Genomic DNA, 16,266 nt, shown 5'->3' with positions numbered 1-16,266 from the left:
CAAATGGTTTCATTTTGTCAAGTCATGTGCGAATTCTTCTAAAATATCTGAGCTATCTAAAACTGGTTTTGCTCCTTCACGAAAAAGTAAATTACATCCTCTAGATAGCTCAGCATCAACTCTTCCTGGAACTACTAACACATTGCGGTTTTCTTCTAGTGCAATGTTAGCGGTAATTAAGCTTCCACTTTTCTCTTTAGCTTCAACTACAAGTAAACTATCACATAAACCTGCTATAATCCGATTTCTTTGTGGAAAATGAAAACTTAATGGCTTCTCAAATGCTGCATATTCTGTAATTACTAAATGATTTCTCATCATCTCATTTTGTAATTGCTCATTAATTTTAGGATAATTCATATTAATTCCAGTACCAATTACACCAATGGTTTTTCCTCCATTATTAAGTGTTATACGATGGCATATACTATCAATACCTTGAGCTAATCCACTAATAGTAACAATATTTGCATCAACAATTTCTGGAATTATTTTTTCTAATACTTGATTTGCATATACACTATTTTGTCTTGCTCCAACTACACCTAATAACGGAGAATCTAGTAATGTAATATCTCCGCGATAAAATAAAACTAATGGTGGATTATAAATTTCTTTCAATTTTTGAGGATAATTTTCATCAACAATCGTTAAACAATCAGAAATTTTCAATGACATATTCATTTTTTCTGTAGTTTCGTTAGAAACAATTCTTTTATTTAATTGAATTGCTTCTGCTCTTTCTATTTTTAACAATTGAGATAGTCCTACAGATGAAGGAACGGCATGATTCATTTTAATATAATTTAATATTTTGCGTTCTGTTGCAATGCCAACTCCTTTACATAAATGTAATCTTATTAAATATTCTCTTAAAAGCATAAAAAAACTCCTTATTACATACTCTCTATTAATTAAATACGCAAAAAGGAGCTAAATTTTATTTTATTTTAAATTCTTTTTTACTGGTTCAAATGATAATCGATGAATTGGAGTAACACCTAACTCTTTTAAACCCTTTAAATGTGCTTTTGTTCCATAACCTACGTTTTTTTCAAATTCATACCCAGGATAGACTTCAGCATACTCTTTCATTAATTGATCTCGGTATTGTTTAGCAATAATACTTGCTGCTGAAACTGAAATAGATTTTTGGTCTCCCTTAATTAATTTTAATTGAGGGATTGTAGTATCTATATCCATGGCATCTATTATCAATTGTTCTGGTTTAATAGATAATTTTTCAACCGCATTTCTCATTGTAATTCGCGTTGCTTCATAAATATTAACTTCATCAATTAATTTACAACTTCCGGTTGCAATTCCGACACTAACTGCCTGATCTAATATTTTATTATATAATTCTTCACGTTTCTTTTCTGAAAGTTTTTTAGAATCATTTACATCTATAAGATTAAAATCATGAGGTAAAATTACCGCACACGCAACAACAGGACCTGCTAGCGGCCCCCTACCTACTTCATCTATTCCTGCAACATATTCAATTCCATTATTCCAAAAAGATTTTTCATATTTGAATCTTTTTATAAAAGCTTCTTTCTTTTTTTGTAACGATTCAACTCTTTTATAATACTGTTTTAAAGCTGTTTGGACTCCCTTTCGAGGATCGTTATGTAGAGAATTCAAAAACTTTTCATCAGGATTATCATTTAAAATATCCTTAATTTCATTTATTTTCATTTTAAGCCTCGTCGTTTTCTGAAGATGGCACAAAATCTAACGTATAACGCCCTAATTTTCCTTTTCTAATATCAAAAATTAATCGTTCACTTGCACGATCATAATCATCTTTAAAGCCCATTTTTTTGGTTAAATTTAAAAGCAAATTAACCGTTGTGTCGTTAATTTCATCATCCGTTAGATGATAACGTTCTTTTAATTTTTCTGGATGATTATCTACAAAATATTCTAAAGCATATAATGCAACATCATCTTTAGCATATAATGTATCCTTAATTGCACCAGTTAAAGCTAATTTTTTCCCTACAATTGGATCTTCAAATTTTGGCCATAAAATTCCCGGTGTATCAAGTAACTGTAATGTTTTACCTGCTTTTAGCCATTGTTGTGATTTAGTAACACCAGGTTTATTTCCAGTCTGTGCAATATTCTTCTTCACCAAGTGATTTAATAAGGTTGATTTACCAACATTAGGAATTCCAATGCACATTACTTTAATTCTTTGATTAATAATTCCCTTTTCTTGTCGTTTTAAAAGTTTATCAGCCATTACTGATTTAATTTTATTTTCAATTGCTTTTAATGAACCTTGATTACTATTAATTGCAATAGCAGGTTGCCCTTCAGCTTCATAGAAATCAACCCATTCTCGATTCAATTTTGGATCTGCTAAATCAGCTTTAGTTAAAACTCTAATAGTAAGTTTATTTTGCAAAATTTCTTCTAATTGTGGGTTACGAGATGATTCTGGTAAACGAGCATCTACTAATTCTAATACTATATCTACTAATTTTAAATTTTCTTTTACTTGTCGTATTGCCTTAGCCATATGGCCAGGATACCATTGAATGACTGTCATTAAATTCTCCTTCCTTAACACATCTTATCTAAATACATTTGCCAAACATCATCAAAAATACTCATTGATGGTAAATATGATGCATTCATTTCCAAATAATTAGATAACTTTTCATAGTCATCGGCTTGTTTAGGAAATTCTTGATCATAGAATGCATCATTAGCAAATTGTGTAATTTCATCATGTTTATTAGGATCACGTAACGTCATTAAATATCGATAGAAACTTTCTCTGTACATGTTTTCCTCACTTTAATTTTTTGGAATCAATACTTTAAATTTAATCTCATTCTGCTTCAAATCCATTTTTGTAGCTTTAACTTTAAGATCATTTTTTGATGTTAACTGATCTAATCTAAGAATGATTTTATTTTCTTTTGCATTAATTTGGACGATTCCCTTTAGATTATAATTATTCTTTATATAATTTAAAATAAATGACGAAGGTGTGCTTAATGAACCTACCGCAATTGATTTAATTTTTAAAACAATATTACCATCCTTATTAATTGAAGGAGTAGCATAAACTGAAAAAGTGATTTTTTTCCCTAAAACTTTAGTTGTACCCATTAAAATAGCAGATTTATTCAATATAAATCGATATTTAATTCCACTTTTCTTCTGTTCTTTACTTAAAAAGTAATTAATTGCAGAACTAAAATCTTCTTTATTCATTGTCACATCAACGGATGCAGCACTTTTTTCTATTTTTTCAATCTGAGTATTTGCACTTTCTTGTTCTGAGTTAGGAAGCGAAATTTTCACGCCTATAAAAATCATTAAACCTAAAACCACAATTAATAAGGCAAAGAAAGCGAATTTCCATAAATTAAATTGTTTATCTTGCTTCTTTTTCATAATCAAATCATCTTTCTTGAGTATCAGAATTTAACCATGTTGATTTATGCGATACCATCACATCATATAACTTATCAGCAATTAATTGATATCCCTTTAAATTAGGATGAAAATGATCATTATCAGATAAATAGTCATTTATTTCTTTCTGATTTTCTAATTGCTTCTCAACCTGACTTCCTGACAATTTTTCCAAATTTAACTTACTTTGTTTTTTTAGTTCTGTTTGATCCTTATTCAAGTATTGCCCTTGAGAAAGTTGTTGATTAACATTTACAAAATACATTTTTCGGTTTTGTTTAACCACTTTTTTAGTAACGTCAACCCATTCATCTGTATATTTTTGCAAATCCGTAATAGTAGGAAAATATACATAAAAAGGATTATATACACTGATAACGAAAATAGGTGCATTAGGATTATATTTACGTACAGTATCCAATAAAGATTCTACTTTTCTTTGATAATTTTTTTCCTGTTTAGACATAACGGTACTTAGTTGATCATTAAGTAGAACATTAAAATTATTCTGTAAAACTTGCATTAAATCATTTCCACCGAATGTCATTGTGATTACATCAGCTTTAGCAACCTTTTTTTGCATTTCGTCACTATCTTCTAAACGTTTTTGTATTTGATCAGTACGATCGCCAGTTTTACCGAAATTTTCAGTTGAAACATCCACGTTATAATTTTTTTGCAACTTTTTCTTAATCAGATAAACATAGCCACCATTTTTAGTTGGATCTTGTTCTCCATATGTCAACGAATCACCTATTCCAACTAACGAAATTTTTTGAGGTTTTGAAACTTTTTTTATTGAAGAAACATTTTCATGCTTTGATTCTGTATTTGAAGTCTTTTGAATAAAAACAAATGCAAATGCAACAATAAGTAAACTACATAAAAATATAACAATGTACTTTTTTGTAATTTTATTCCTCAAAAAATCACTCCTTCTACAAAATTGTATTATGCAAATTAATCAACGAAAACAGAAGCTACAATTGCTTATATATAGCTTGATTGTATTATACAATCATATTTTTTCGTATGTTAAAAATTCAAATTCTGGATCAATATTTTCAAAGCTTTTCTGCTCAATTAATTTAAATTTTGAAAAATCAATTTTAGGCATTATTGTATCAGTTTTATATTCTTTTTTAATAATTGTCTGATACAAATAATCGACATTATCCTTATACATTTCAAACAATGTTGCTCCACCAATAATGAAGTTTAAATCATTATCATGTTTAACTAACCATTCGTCTAATGATTCTTTAGAGTGAATTACACTTACTGCTTCAGAATCTACTTTTAAATCTGAATGTGTTAACACAATATGTTTACGATGTGGCAATACACCTGGAAGACTTTCAAACGTCTTTCTTCCCATTATCATTGGATGTCCCATAGTTTCTTCTTTAAATCTTCGTAAATCGGCTGCTATATGCCAAGGTAAATGTCCATCAATTCCAATTCCACCATTAAGATCTTCTGCCCAAATAAAAGCAATCACTTTCGATAACCTCCTATTAAATTAAACAGCAACTGGTGCTTTAATTATAGGTGCTGGATCATAATCTAAGACTTTAATATCATCCATTTCAAAGTCTTCAATATGTTTCTTTTCAGGATTTAACCATAATGTTGGAGCTTTCTTAGGTTCTCTTGAAAGTTGTTCTTTTACTTGATCAAAATGGTTACGATAAATATGAGCATCCCCAATCGTATGTACAAATTCACCAACTTCAAGTCCTGTTTCACGTGCAATCATATGTGTTAACATTGCATAACTTGCAATATTAAATGGTACACCTAAGAAAATGTCACCACTTCTTTGATATAGTTGGCAACTTAACTTACCATCCACCACATAAAATTGGAATAATACATGACAAGGTGGTAATGCGCTTGTTGGAACATCTTCAGGATTCCATGCAGTAACAATTAAACGACGTGAATCCGGATTAGTTTTAATTTGTTCAATTACATTCTTAATTTGATCAATTGTTGTTCCACGACTTGTTTTCCAATGACGCCATTGTGCTCCATATACGTCACCTAAATTTCCATACTTTTTAGCAAATTCATCATCTGATAAGATTCTTTCACAGAATTCTTTTTTTACTTTACGATATGTCTTATTAAATTCTGGATCACTTTGAGAACGAAGACCAAAGTCTGTCATATCAGGTCCATTATATTCATCACTTTGAACCCAATTCTTAAATGCCCATTCATCCCAAATATGGTTTTTGTGTTCAAGTAAGAAACGAATATTTGTATCGCCTCTTAAAAACCATAGCAATTCACTTTTAATTCTATTAAAAGCAACTTTCTTAGTTGTTAAGAGAGGAAATCCTTTATTTAAATCAAATCTCATTTGATAACCAAAGAGACTTTTTGTCCCTGTTCCTGTTCGATCATCCTTAAAGTTTCCATTTTCCATTACGTCTCTCATTAATTGTAAATAAGGTTCTTCTACGATTTCTGTCATTTTAATTCCTCCCTAATTAATTGTTAGCAAGATTATCAAGTTCTTCCCAACGTTCCATTTTTTCCATTGACTTCTCATCAATTTCTTCAATTTCACGTTGTAAATCACCCAATTTAGCATAATCTGTTCCAGATGTTTTGCTCATCTCATCTTGCAACTCTTGTTTTTTATTATCTAATTCTTCGATCTGTTTTTCAAGCTCATCTTTTTCTAATCTTTGTGCATATGTTAGTTTCTTTTTATTTTTTTTCTTTTCAGAAGTGCTTTGATTGCTTTGTTTATGCACTTTTTTATTTTCAATTTTATGATTATCCAAAGTTTTTAAATAATCGGTAAATAATCCAGAGTAATTATTAATTTTGCCTTCGCCTTCAAAAATTAATAATTTATCAGCGACTTTATCCAAAAAGTATCGATCATGTGAAACTGTAATTACAGTGCCATTAAATTCATCTAAATAATTTTCTAAAATTGTAAGTGTACTAATATCTAAATCATTTGTAGGTTCATCTAATAGCAAAACATTTGGCTGTTGCATTAATAGCTTTAATAAATATAATCGTCTTTTTTCACCACCAGATAGTTTTCTAATTAATGTTCCGTGCATAAATCTTGGAAACAAAAATTGTTCTAAAAGTTGTGTTGTACTAATACGATCTCCATCTTTATTTACAATACTTTGCCCAACTTCATTCAAATAATTAATTACCCTTTTATCATCTGGAATATATTCAGTTTGTTGTTGATAATATGCAATTTTAACCGTTTCACCAACAATTAATTCTCCGCTATCTAATGCAATCTTGCCTGCTAAGATATTGAGTAAACTTGATTTACCAGCTCCATTTAATCCAGTAATGCCAATTCTATCATTAGCCTGTACTAATAAGTTGAAATCTTTGATTATTTGATGATTTCCAATCTTTTTAGAAGCATTTTTTAATTCAATTACTTTTTTCCCTAATCTTTGGTTAGTTAAATTAATTTGAATATTACCGTCTGTTTGAACCGGATGATTAACATTTTTTTCTAATTCATGGAATTTATTTATTCTGGCTTGTTGCTTAGTTGTTCGAGCTTTTGCGCCTGTACGCATCCAAGCTAATTCTTTTTTATATAGTTGTTTCTGCTTATGTTCTTGGATAGCTTCACGTTCAAGTCGTTCTGCCTTTTGTTGAACATAATCTTCATAATTTCCCTGATAACTATATAAATTTCCGTATGAAAGTTCCATTATTTGAGTTGCCACTTGATCTAAAAAGTATCGATCATGTGTTACTACTAATAATGCACCTTGATAATTAGATAAATATTTTTCTAACCATTCTATCGAATCAAAATCTAAATGGTTTGTTGGTTCATCTAAAATTAATAAATCAGGTGATTGAATTAAAACTTGTGCTAAACCGACCCTTTTTTTCTGTCCACCTGATAATTCAGATATTTTTTGCTTAGTGTCTTTTATTTTCAACTGCGTTAAAATTGTTTTAACTTCATTATCCGCATTCCATGCATCTTCCTGATTCATCTTTTTTTCTGCCTCATCATATCGTTCTTGAAGCCGTTCGTTATCAGGATTCTTACTGTACATCTCTAATGTTTCTTCATATTGGCGAATAACTTGAAATATTGGTGCTGCTCCTTCAAATACAGCATCCATTATTGTTTTATTTTCATCTAGATCAGGGATTTGTTTTAAATACCCAATTCGGTAATCATTTGGTTTTACAAGGTCTCCAGAATCTGCTGGATCAACTTGTGAAATTGCATTTAAAAGAGTCGTCTTTCCTGATCCATTAGTTCCAATTATCCCTATTCGATCATGCTCATTAATAATAAAATTTACATCATTAAATAATGTTTTTTCACCATATGTTTTAGTAAGGTGTTCAACTCTTAAAGTTTGCATTGATTTCTCTCTTTCATAATTAATAATTCTTTGAGATATAACTAATTAATTCATTCTCATCATTAGCTAAAGTTTCTTTTAGTATTTTTTCCTTAATGTCTGTTAGAATTTGACCAATCATTGGCCCAGGTTTCATATTTAGTTTTTGAATTAAATCAGTTCCTGTAACCTTAATCTCTGAAACTGACTTAATTGGTAATTTCATATATTGATCTTTTATTTTTTGATCAGAAAATGCTTCTTTCCCAACTAACTTAGCAATATGATTTGCACAAATTGCTAGATCCAATCCAGCATTAAATAAGACCTGACTATCTAATAGACCTTCTTTACTTAATAATGCACTATAAGCAATTTCCACTTGATTAATTAAGTCACGTGAAGTTTTCCAATGTCTCATCAATTGCTTTAATTGTTGAATATTTAAATTAAACTCATATCCAAGCAATACCCAACATTCGGTTTCATTTTCAAGTTTTATTTTATTAATTCCAGCTATTTTTTCTAATCCATCTTTGTAGTTAGGAAAATCAGGACAATATTTATATAAATCAGTATTAATAAATGTTTCAACACCTGCATTAGGATTTTTGCCTAGAAACATTTTTATTAATTCTACTCGAATTCGTTCAACGGCAATTTTACTTAATAAAGAAGCATTATCTTTAATTGCTTGTTTTGTATTTTTTTCTAATTTGAAATCTAATTGACTCATAAAGCGAATACTTCGCATCATTCGTAATGCATCTTCATGATAACGTTCATGTGGATCACCAACAGCTCGAATAATATGATTTTTAAGATCTTCTAATCCATTAAAAAGATCAATAACTGTTCCATCCGCACCCATTGCTAATGCATTAATAGTTAAATCTCTTCGTTTTAAATCTTCACTTAATGAACGAACAAATGTAACATGATCTGGTCTTCTAAAATCTTGATAAGTAGACTCAGTTCTGAAAGTAGTTACTTCATAGCCTTCACCATGATCTAAAACCATGACTGTTCCATGTTCAATTCCAGTATCTACTGTTCTATTAAAAATTTGTTTAATTTCAGCAGGATATGCACTACTTGCTATATCTACATCATGTAATGGAATTCCTAAAAGTGTATCTCGAACACATCCACCAACAAAATATGCTTCATAACCTGCATCCTGAATCTCTTTTAATACAGGAATTGCTTTAATAAATTCCTTAGGAAAATTCGTTATTCTCATCTTTATCATCTCTCAATTTAATTCTAATATTAATTTTACCAAAACAATAATTACATGACTATCAAATATCACTTAGGAATAAAAATCATTTTTATAAAGCTTTATAGTAGTACATTTTCAAGGTTTTTGGTATTCTAGAAGATAAGTTAAAAAATTGGAGGCTTTTCTATGGTTATTCACAAGAACAACAAAATCCGATTTGTTGATTTCGTTATGATTACAGTCGGAACAGCTTTATATGCATTTGGCTTCGTTACAATAAATATCGGTAATCGACTTGCCGAAGGTGGAATTGCAGGGATTACATTAATCTTAAAATTCTTAGCTGGAATTAATCCTGCAATCTCAACTATTTTAATCAACATTCCATTATTAATAATTGGTTATCGTTATTTAGGAAGACGCTCCTTAATTTATACAATTTATGGAACTGGAGCCTTATCATTTTGGATTTGGTTATGGCAAGTTGTACATATCCATTTAAATGTCCATCATGACCTATTTATTGCTGCAATCCTTGCCGGAGTTATTGGTGGTTTTGGACTAGGACTAGTTTATCGTTTTAATGGTACAACTGGTGGTACAGATATCATTGCTCGTATTTTTGAAAAGAAAAATGGAACTCCGATGGGACAATCATTATTTACATTAGATGTAATTGTTTTAACCTTATCATTGTCTTATATTGATTTACGTAGAATGATGTATACCGTTGTCGCTTCTTTTGTATTGTCAAGAGTAGTAAATTTCATTCAAGATGGTGGTTACTCAGCTCGTGGAATTATTGTTATGACCCAGCACAGTGAAGAAATCTCTCACGAAATTATTTCAAAAATGGATCGTGGAGTGACCTATTTGCAAGCTGAAGGTGCATTTTCAAAAAAGAAAGGAAAAGCCTTATATACAGTTGTTAGTCAAAGTGAAATAACTGAAGTTAAACGAATAATTGCTAAATATGATGAACATGCATTTGTTTCGATAATGGATGTAAATGAAGTTATTGGCGAAGGTTTTACGTACGAACGAATTAAAAATACTCAAAATTAATAAAAAGAATATACTATAATTTTATTTGTTATAGTATATTCTTTTTTGTTATAATTTTTGTTAAAGTAACAATTTATTTTATTACTGGAGGTAAAAATGGAATTTCCTTTTGAAGAACGCTTTAAAGAATATCTAAAAAACGAAGTCTTTTTAGCTGATTCGACTATAAATGATCTAACCAAAGATATTAATCGTTTCTTTTTATATTTAAAAACAAACTCCAATAAAGTAGAAATAAATATAAATGAAATCTCAGAACTTGATATTAAAGATTATCTAGGCATGCTTCAAATTAAAAAGCAAATTAAAAATTCTACATACAACAAAATATTAACTCACTTAAATCGCTATTTTGTATTTTTATTTGAAAATAATCTATCGAATAAAATACCTACTCTTTCTCTTAAAGGATTAGAAAAAAATCCTGCTCCTACATCCGATATTAATTGGACAAATAAATTAATTAATTATCTTCAAAATGAGGATTTATCTTTTTATACAAGGTTAACTTTATTGTTACTTGCTCATTTTTACTCTATAAAAGAAATTATAGAATCGAATTTTTATAAAGTACTTGTAAATGAAAATTGGAATGATCATGAATTACTATTTTTACATGAATTTCAGAATTTTCATTCTGAATTTGAAGAATTACAGCAATCTAAATCTCTTTATTTAAAGCAAAAAATTAATTTATCTGATCCAACAATGAGTCTAGCTGGATTACATAAAATTCTAAAAAAGGATAGCAAAAAAATTGATATTCCATTGAAACCATCTACCTTATATCAAGATGCTATTATTTCATATATTAAAAATAATCAACATTTAAGTGACATTGATTTATGTAAAAATTTACGTATTTCAAAAGATTCATTAAATTATTATCGCAGTATATCAAAATAACCTAAACGGAAATTAATCCGTTTAGGTTATTTCTTAATAATCAAGTAAATCTTCTTGTAATTCAGCCATTTCAACATCATTATGTTCAATCTTCAAATATTCATTGACACAATTTAATGCAAGATCTCGTAAACCGGCTTCTCTAAAGAATTGAGCAGCATCACGTAGAAATTCTGCAGAACTCATCAAATCTTTCATTGCTGCCTTATAATCATCAATGGCCTTAGCATAATTTTCCAATGCAGCATATGATTTACCGCGTAACCAGTAAAATAATGGATCAACTTGATTGTCTTTCAAATAACTATCTAATAGTTGTATGTTTTCTTCATGCTTCTTTTCTAAAATCAATAATCTACTTAATTCAGAAATAATTGTTGCATTTTCAGGATCTTGTTGAATTGCTATAATTAGATATTTTTCAGCGAGTTCATTATCTCCTAATTTCTCTGCAATAAGTGCAGACTTAAAGTATAATTGTAAATTAAATTCATCAACGCTCATCCCTTCTTGTAGGGCAATTAATGCTTCTTTTAATTTACCTTGTTGTTCATATATTTCAGCTATAGCTGGATATACAGTAGCATAATCAGGAGAAGTTTCCTTTAATTTTTCAAATTCTTTAAGTGCTTTTTCGTAGTGTTTTAACTTCATATGAGTAAATGCAAATTGGAATCTCGTATCATCATCCATATCTTCAGGATGAATTTGTTCCAAATATCCTAAAGCTTGTTCAAACTTTCCAATTTCAGCATATGAAATTCCAATTCTTTGTACCAAATTAACTTGAGAAAGCTCAGTAATTCCTTCTTTAATTAATTTAATATAAAAATTAATTGCTTCACGATATTTCTTTATATCGTAATACAATTCAGCAAGTGCAAATTGTATTACAGGTTCATCTGGAGCAAGTTGATAGGCCTTTAACAATTTTTGTTCACTTACATCAAAGATTCCTTGAGTTTGATATAGATCTGCAGCAACTAATAAACTTTCTAAATAAGCATCTGAATCTGGTTTAATAGCAGATAAATATTCTAGGGCTTGATCATCATTTCCTTCACTAATTGCAATATCAGCTAATGATGTTCGAAATTCATCTGCATCAGGATATAAATTAAGTAATTTTTCATATGCTTGTTTAGCCATATTTGTAAATCCTAGCGAATATAGCTCTTCAGCAAGACTATAAATCATATCATCATTATCGTTGTTTAATGAGCAAATAAAAGCCTTATGTGCTTCATCAATTTGCCCCTTATCAATTAAATCTAATGTTTTTTCTGCAAACGTCATTTTGATATCCCCTTTCTAATTAAATTTATTTTGTAAATAAAATAAGAGGTTATGACTAATGTCACAACCTCTAACTTTAATTAAGTTCATAAACAGGAATTATTTTACAGCATCCTTTAATGCTTTACCTGGCTTGAATGCAGGAACTTTGCTTGCAGGAATTTGAATTTCTGCACCTGTTTGTGGGTTACGGCCTTTACGAGCAGCACGGTCACGTACTTCGAAGTTACCAAAACCGATTAATTGAACTTTTTCGCCTTCTGCCATAAAATCTTGGATTGATGAAAATACTGCATCAACAGCTGTTGTTGCATCTTTCTTTGTCAAACCTGTCTTATCAGCAACTTTTTCGATTAATTGTGCTTTGTTTGCCATGTGTTTCCACCTCCTCGAACCAATAACATTTTAAATCATGTTATATAATATCAAATTAATGTTCAAACAATGACTAACAAATCATTGCTCAATAATTAAGATAGCATAGAAAACCCAATACGACAAGGCTTTTCACTATAAATTAACTAAAAAATTGTGACTTTATTAATTGTTTTTTAAGTAATTTTATTTTCTACGTCTAATAATTAAATGGATTGGTGTTCCTGTAAAATCAAATGATGCTCTAATTTGATTTTCCAAGAATCGCTCATATGAAAAATGCATTAAATCAGGATCATTAACAAAAACAACAAATGTTGGCGGTTTTGTAGATACCTGTGTTGCATAATAGATTCTTAATCGTTTTCCGTTGTCACTAGGTGTTGGATTATGAGCAATCGCATCTAAAATAACCTCATTTAATACAGATGATGATACACGACGTTCATGGTTTGCATTTACTTTCTTAATTAATCCAGGCAATGAATTTAGCCGTTGGTGAGTCTTAGCAGAAACAAAAACAATTGGAGCATAGCTCAAATATTGAAATTCTTGTCGAATAAGCTTTTCAAAATCTGCCATCGTATGGTTATTCTTTTTAAGAGTATCCCATTTATTAACTACAATAATAATTCCACGTCCGGCTTCATGTGCATATCCAGCAACATGCTTATCTTGCTCACGAATTCCTTCTTCAGCATTCAAAACTACACAAACAACGTCGGAACGATCAATGGCCTGCATTGCACGTAATACAGAATATTTTTCAGTACTTTCGTAAACTTTACCTTTCTTACGAATACCAGCAGTATCAATCATTGTATATTCTGTATTGTCCTCAGTTACAAACTTTGTATCAATAGCATCTCGGGTTGTTCCTTCAATATTAGATACAATCACACGATTTTCACCTAATAAAGCATTTACTAAAGATGATTTTCCGACATTTGGACGTCCAATAAAACTAAACTTAATACTAGTATCATCCTCTTGATCAGCATCGTCTGGAAAAGCATTTATAACTTTATCCAATAAATCACCAATACCAATTCCATGAATTCCTGAAACAGGAATTGGATCTCCTAATCCGAGTGAGTAGAAATCATAAATTTCATTTCTCATTTCTGGATTATCAACTTTATTAACTGCTAAGAAAATAGGTTTATCAGTTTTATATAATATTTTTGCAACCTTTTCATCTGCGTCTGTAATTCCCTCTTTACCACTTACAACAAAAATAATTACATCTGCTTCGTCGATTGCAATTTCAGCTTGTTCTTTAATTTGATTTACAAAAGGCTCATCTCCCATATCGATTCCGCCAGTATCAATCATATTAAATTTCTTTCCAAGCCATTCGCAATGTGTGTAAATACGATCGCGTGTTACACCAGGAGTATCTTCAACAATTGAAATTCTTTCTCCTGCAATTCGATTAAAAATTGTTGATTTTCCAACATTTGGACGACCAACAACTGCAACAATAGGATTCGCCATAGTTACCTCCGTTCTAATAACATAAAAAATGAGGTTGTGACAATGCCGCAACCTCTTTAATTTCGTATAACTGAAACAAAAAATCAAACTATATTATTTTTGATCTTTTAATTCATCACCGATAATGTCACCTAAAGTGAAACCTGTTTCTTCTTCAGGAATTTCAACTTTCTTTGCACTATCATTGTTCTTCTTTGGAGCTTTCTTTTCAGCTACTGGCTTTTCTTGTAAAGCCTTGATTGATAATGCCAAACGATGAGCTGCAGGATCAACACTTAATACTTTAACTTTAACGTCTTGACCTGGTTCTAAGACATCGTTTGGAGTTGCAATGTGCTTGTGTGAAATTTGTGAGATGTGAACTAAACCTTCAACACCAGGCATTACTTCAACAAATGCACCAAAGCTTGTTAAACGTTTAACAACACCTTCAAGAACATCACCTTCAGCAATCTTTTCACCAACTTCATCCCATGGTTGAGGTAAAGTTTGTTTGATTGATAATGAAATTCTGCCGTGTTCTTCATCAACGTCTAATACTTTAACTTTAACGTCTTCACCAACTTTTAATACATCTGATGGTTTGTTTACATGATCATATGAAATTTCTGAAACGTGAACTAAACCGTCTACACCGCCAAGGTCGATAAATGCACCGAAGTTTGTTAAACGAGCAACCTTACCTTCAACAACTTCCCCAGCTGATAATTTATCCATAGCTTCTTTACGTTTTGCTTCACGTTCTTCTTTAGCTGCTTCCTTGTGAGATAAAATCAAACGGTTTTCGCTTGGTTCAATTTCAACAATTTTTAATGATAATTCTTTACCCTTATATTGGTTCAAATCTTCAACATAGTGATCTGAAATCATTGATGCAGGAATAAATCCACGTACACCAGCATCAACAACTAAACCACCCTTAACGATTTGTGTTACAGGTGCTGTAATTGTTTCACCATTTTCAAATTTCTTTTCGATTTCATCCCAAACTTTGCGAGCTTGTAATCGACGTTGTGATAATAAGAAGCTACCGCCTTCTTTGTCAGAACCAATCTTAGAAATTACAACTAAGTCTAAAATGTCTCCAACATTAATCTTATCTTCAGCTTCATCCATCTTAACGCCAAGTTCACGTCCAGGGACAACGCCTTCGACACCTGTTCCTTCAATACCAACGATTACTTGCTTATTTTCATCAAATGCTAGCACTTCGCCTTTTACGACGTCGCCAACATTTACTTCTTTAACACTATTTAAAGCTTCTAATAAATCCTTATTTTCTGATTCACTCATGGACAATGTCCTCCTTAACGACTAACTCTATTATTTATTTTAACTGAATTTTACAAATATTTCCAGTAATTATTATTGATTTTCGCTTGCTTTTGTATTTTGTTTAACAATTTCTAAAATTCTTTCAACGACACCATCTATGTCTAATGATGTCGTATCTACTAATATTGCATCATCAGCTTTTACAAGTGGTGAAATTTCCCGATGAGAATCTTTATAATCACGTTCTTCAATTTCTTTTTCGAGAGTTGCTAAAGGTGTATCAATTCCCTTTTCTTGGTTTTCTTTAAACCGACGAACAGCTCTTTCATGAACACTAGCTACTAAAAAGATTTTAACTTGTGCATTGGGTAATACTGTTGTTCCGATATCACGGCCATCCATCACAATTCCACCCTCAGCAGCAATTTCTTGTTGGCGTTGTGTCAAAGCCTTACGTACACTAGGTTGAGCAGAAACTAATGAAACATTATTAGTGATTTCAGGTGTTCGAATTGCCCGAGTAACCTCTTCCTCGTTAATAAAGACACGTTGTTCAGGTTTGCCAGGAACAAACTTGATATCAATATTTTTAAGCAACTCACCTAACGCTTGATCATCATCCAATTTAATATTTTTTTTGATTGCAGCATATGTTACTGCACGATACATCGCCCCAGTGTCACAATAAATAAAGTGAAGTTTATTTGCCACAATCTTTGCAACTGTGCTTTTTCCTGCAGATGCAGGGCCATCTATCGCAATTTGAATTTTATCCATTATTCTGCTCCTTTATCACAAATACAAATATTATAAAAAATT

The 16,266-nt window shown here is 30.5% G+C and carries 17 protein-coding genes; 2 read left to right on the top strand and 15 right to left on the bottom strand.

Going from position 1 to position 16,266, the window contains the following annotated elements:
- Positions 1-9 precede the first annotated feature (9 nt).
- The 10 genes from dprA to QPK35_RS02835 form a co-directional block, all read right to left on the bottom strand.
- Positions 10-882, bottom strand: coding sequence for a DNA-processing protein DprA (gene dprA, locus QPK35_RS02880; protein ID WP_290033967.1), 873 nt, complete (start codon positions 880-882; stop codon positions 10-12).
- Between the two features lie 63 nt (positions 883-945).
- Positions 946-1,701, bottom strand: coding sequence for a ribonuclease HII (gene rnhB / locus QPK35_RS02875; protein WP_290033966.1), 756 nt, complete (start codon positions 1,699-1,701; stop codon positions 946-948).
- A gap of 1 nt (position 1,702) precedes the next feature.
- On the bottom strand, positions 1,703-2,560 hold the full coding sequence (ylqF, locus tag QPK35_RS02870; RefSeq protein WP_290033965.1) for a ribosome biogenesis GTPase YlqF: 858 nt from the start codon (positions 2,558-2,560) through the stop codon (positions 1,703-1,705).
- A 14-nt stretch (positions 2,561-2,574) separates the two neighbouring features.
- On the bottom strand, positions 2,575-2,799 hold the full coding sequence (locus tag QPK35_RS02865) for a YozE family protein (RefSeq protein WP_290033964.1): 225 nt from the start codon (positions 2,797-2,799) through the stop codon (positions 2,575-2,577).
- 12 nt (positions 2,800-2,811) lie between these two features.
- Positions 2,812-3,417, bottom strand: a complete 606-nt coding sequence (locus QPK35_RS02860) for a YpmS family protein (RefSeq protein WP_290033963.1) — start codon at positions 3,415-3,417, stop codon at positions 2,812-2,814.
- Between the two features lie 7 nt (positions 3,418-3,424).
- Positions 3,425-4,363 (bottom strand): SGNH/GDSL hydrolase family protein, encoded by a 939-nt coding sequence (locus QPK35_RS02855; protein ID WP_290033962.1) that lies wholly within the window; start codon positions 4,361-4,363, stop codon positions 3,425-3,427.
- A 93-nt stretch (positions 4,364-4,456) separates the two neighbouring features.
- Positions 4,457-4,939, bottom strand: a complete 483-nt coding sequence (locus QPK35_RS02850; protein ID WP_290033961.1) for a dihydrofolate reductase — start codon at positions 4,937-4,939, stop codon at positions 4,457-4,459.
- 21 nt (positions 4,940-4,960) lie between these two features.
- Complete coding sequence (locus tag QPK35_RS02845) at positions 4,961-5,920, bottom strand: thymidylate synthase (RefSeq protein WP_290033960.1); 960 nt, start codon at positions 5,918-5,920, stop codon at positions 4,961-4,963.
- A gap of 16 nt (positions 5,921-5,936) precedes the next feature.
- Complete coding sequence (locus QPK35_RS02840; RefSeq protein WP_290033959.1) at positions 5,937-7,829, bottom strand: ABC-F family ATP-binding cassette domain-containing protein; 1,893 nt, start codon at positions 7,827-7,829, stop codon at positions 5,937-5,939.
- 19 nt (positions 7,830-7,848) lie between these two features.
- Positions 7,849-9,051, bottom strand: a complete 1,203-nt coding sequence (locus tag QPK35_RS02835; protein WP_290033958.1) for a CCA tRNA nucleotidyltransferase — start codon at positions 9,049-9,051, stop codon at positions 7,849-7,851.
- 168 nt (positions 9,052-9,219) lie between these two features.
- Between QPK35_RS02835 and QPK35_RS02830 the strand changes: the two genes are divergently transcribed.
- Both QPK35_RS02830 and QPK35_RS02825 read left to right on the top strand, forming a co-directional pair.
- Positions 9,220-10,098, top strand: coding sequence for a YitT family protein (locus tag QPK35_RS02830; protein WP_290033957.1), 879 nt, complete (start codon positions 9,220-9,222; stop codon positions 10,096-10,098).
- Positions 10,099-10,194: 96 nt separating this feature from the next.
- Entirely contained in the window at positions 10,195-11,004 is an 810-nt protein-coding gene (locus QPK35_RS02825) for a site-specific integrase (protein ID WP_290033956.1), read from the top strand.
- Between the two features lie 33 nt (positions 11,005-11,037).
- Here QPK35_RS02825 and QPK35_RS02820 read toward each other — a convergent pair whose 3' ends face one another.
- The 5 genes from QPK35_RS02820 to cmk all read right to left on the bottom strand — a co-directional run bounded on the left by QPK35_RS02820 (position 11,038) and on the right by cmk (position 16,227).
- Positions 11,038-12,300, bottom strand: a complete 1,263-nt coding sequence (locus tag QPK35_RS02820; protein WP_290033955.1) for a tetratricopeptide repeat protein — start codon at positions 12,298-12,300, stop codon at positions 11,038-11,040.
- A 99-nt stretch (positions 12,301-12,399) separates the two neighbouring features.
- Positions 12,400-12,675, bottom strand: a complete 276-nt coding sequence (locus QPK35_RS02815; RefSeq protein ID WP_290033954.1) for an HU family DNA-binding protein — start codon at positions 12,673-12,675, stop codon at positions 12,400-12,402.
- A 186-nt stretch (positions 12,676-12,861) separates the two neighbouring features.
- Positions 12,862-14,172 (bottom strand): ribosome biogenesis GTPase Der, encoded by a 1,311-nt coding sequence (der, locus tag QPK35_RS02810; RefSeq protein WP_290033953.1) that lies wholly within the window; start codon positions 14,170-14,172, stop codon positions 12,862-12,864.
- A gap of 93 nt (positions 14,173-14,265) precedes the next feature.
- On the bottom strand, positions 14,266-15,465 hold the full coding sequence (gene rpsA / locus QPK35_RS02805) for a 30S ribosomal protein S1 (protein ID WP_290033952.1): 1,200 nt from the start codon (positions 15,463-15,465) through the stop codon (positions 14,266-14,268).
- A gap of 72 nt (positions 15,466-15,537) precedes the next feature.
- Positions 15,538-16,227 (bottom strand): (d)CMP kinase, encoded by a 690-nt coding sequence (cmk, locus tag QPK35_RS02800; RefSeq protein WP_290034230.1) that lies wholly within the window; start codon positions 16,225-16,227, stop codon positions 15,538-15,540.
- Between the last annotated feature and the right edge of the window lie 39 nt (positions 16,228-16,266).

It is taken from the genome of Ligilactobacillus cholophilus (assembly GCF_030389495.1).
GTDB classification, from domain to species: Bacteria; Bacillota; Bacilli; order Lactobacillales; family Lactobacillaceae; genus Ligilactobacillus; species Ligilactobacillus cholophilus.
Note: the sequence above shows the minus strand (reverse complement) of the source record. Positions and strands in the feature narration are given on the sequence as shown.

Coding starts and splice junctions, on each gene's coding strand:
- ylqF (WP_290033965.1), bottom strand. CDS start 2,560: ATGACAGTCATTCAATGGTATCCTGGCCATATGGCTAAGGCAATACGA.
- QPK35_RS02820 (WP_290033955.1), bottom strand. CDS start 12,300: ATGACGTTTGCAGAAAAAACATTAGATTTAATTGATAAGGGGCAAATT.
- der (WP_290033953.1), bottom strand. CDS start 14,172: ATGGCGAATCCTATTGTTGCAGTTGTTGGTCGTCCAAATGTTGGAAAA.
- QPK35_RS02815 (WP_290033954.1), bottom strand. CDS start 12,675: ATGGCAAACAAAGCACAATTAATCGAAAAAGTTGCTGATAAGACAGGT.
- QPK35_RS02840 (WP_290033959.1), bottom strand. CDS start 7,829: ATGCAAACTTTAAGAGTTGAACACCTTACTAAAACATATGGTGAAAAA.
- QPK35_RS02830 (WP_290033957.1), top strand. CDS start 9,220: ATGGTTATTCACAAGAACAACAAAATCCGATTTGTTGATTTCGTTATG.
- QPK35_RS02865 (WP_290033964.1), bottom strand. CDS start 2,799: ATGTACAGAGAAAGTTTCTATCGATATTTAATGACGTTACGTGATCCT.
- QPK35_RS02845 (WP_290033960.1), bottom strand. CDS start 5,920: ATGACAGAAATCGTAGAAGAACCTTATTTACAATTAATGAGAGACGTA.
- QPK35_RS02825 (WP_290033956.1), top strand. CDS start 10,195: ATGGAATTTCCTTTTGAAGAACGCTTTAAAGAATATCTAAAAAACGAA.
- QPK35_RS02835 (WP_290033958.1), bottom strand. CDS start 9,051: ATGAGAATAACGAATTTTCCTAAGGAATTTATTAAAGCAATTCCTGTA.
- rnhB (WP_290033966.1), bottom strand. CDS start 1,701: ATGAAAATAAATGAAATTAAGGATATTTTAAATGATAATCCTGATGAA.
- QPK35_RS02860 (WP_290033963.1), bottom strand. CDS start 3,417: ATGAAAAAGAAGCAAGATAAACAATTTAATTTATGGAAATTCGCTTTC.
- dprA (WP_290033967.1), bottom strand. CDS start 882: ATGCTTTTAAGAGAATATTTAATAAGATTACATTTATGTAAAGGAGTT.
- rpsA (WP_290033952.1), bottom strand. CDS start 15,465: ATGAGTGAATCAGAAAATAAGGATTTATTAGAAGCTTTAAATAGTGTT.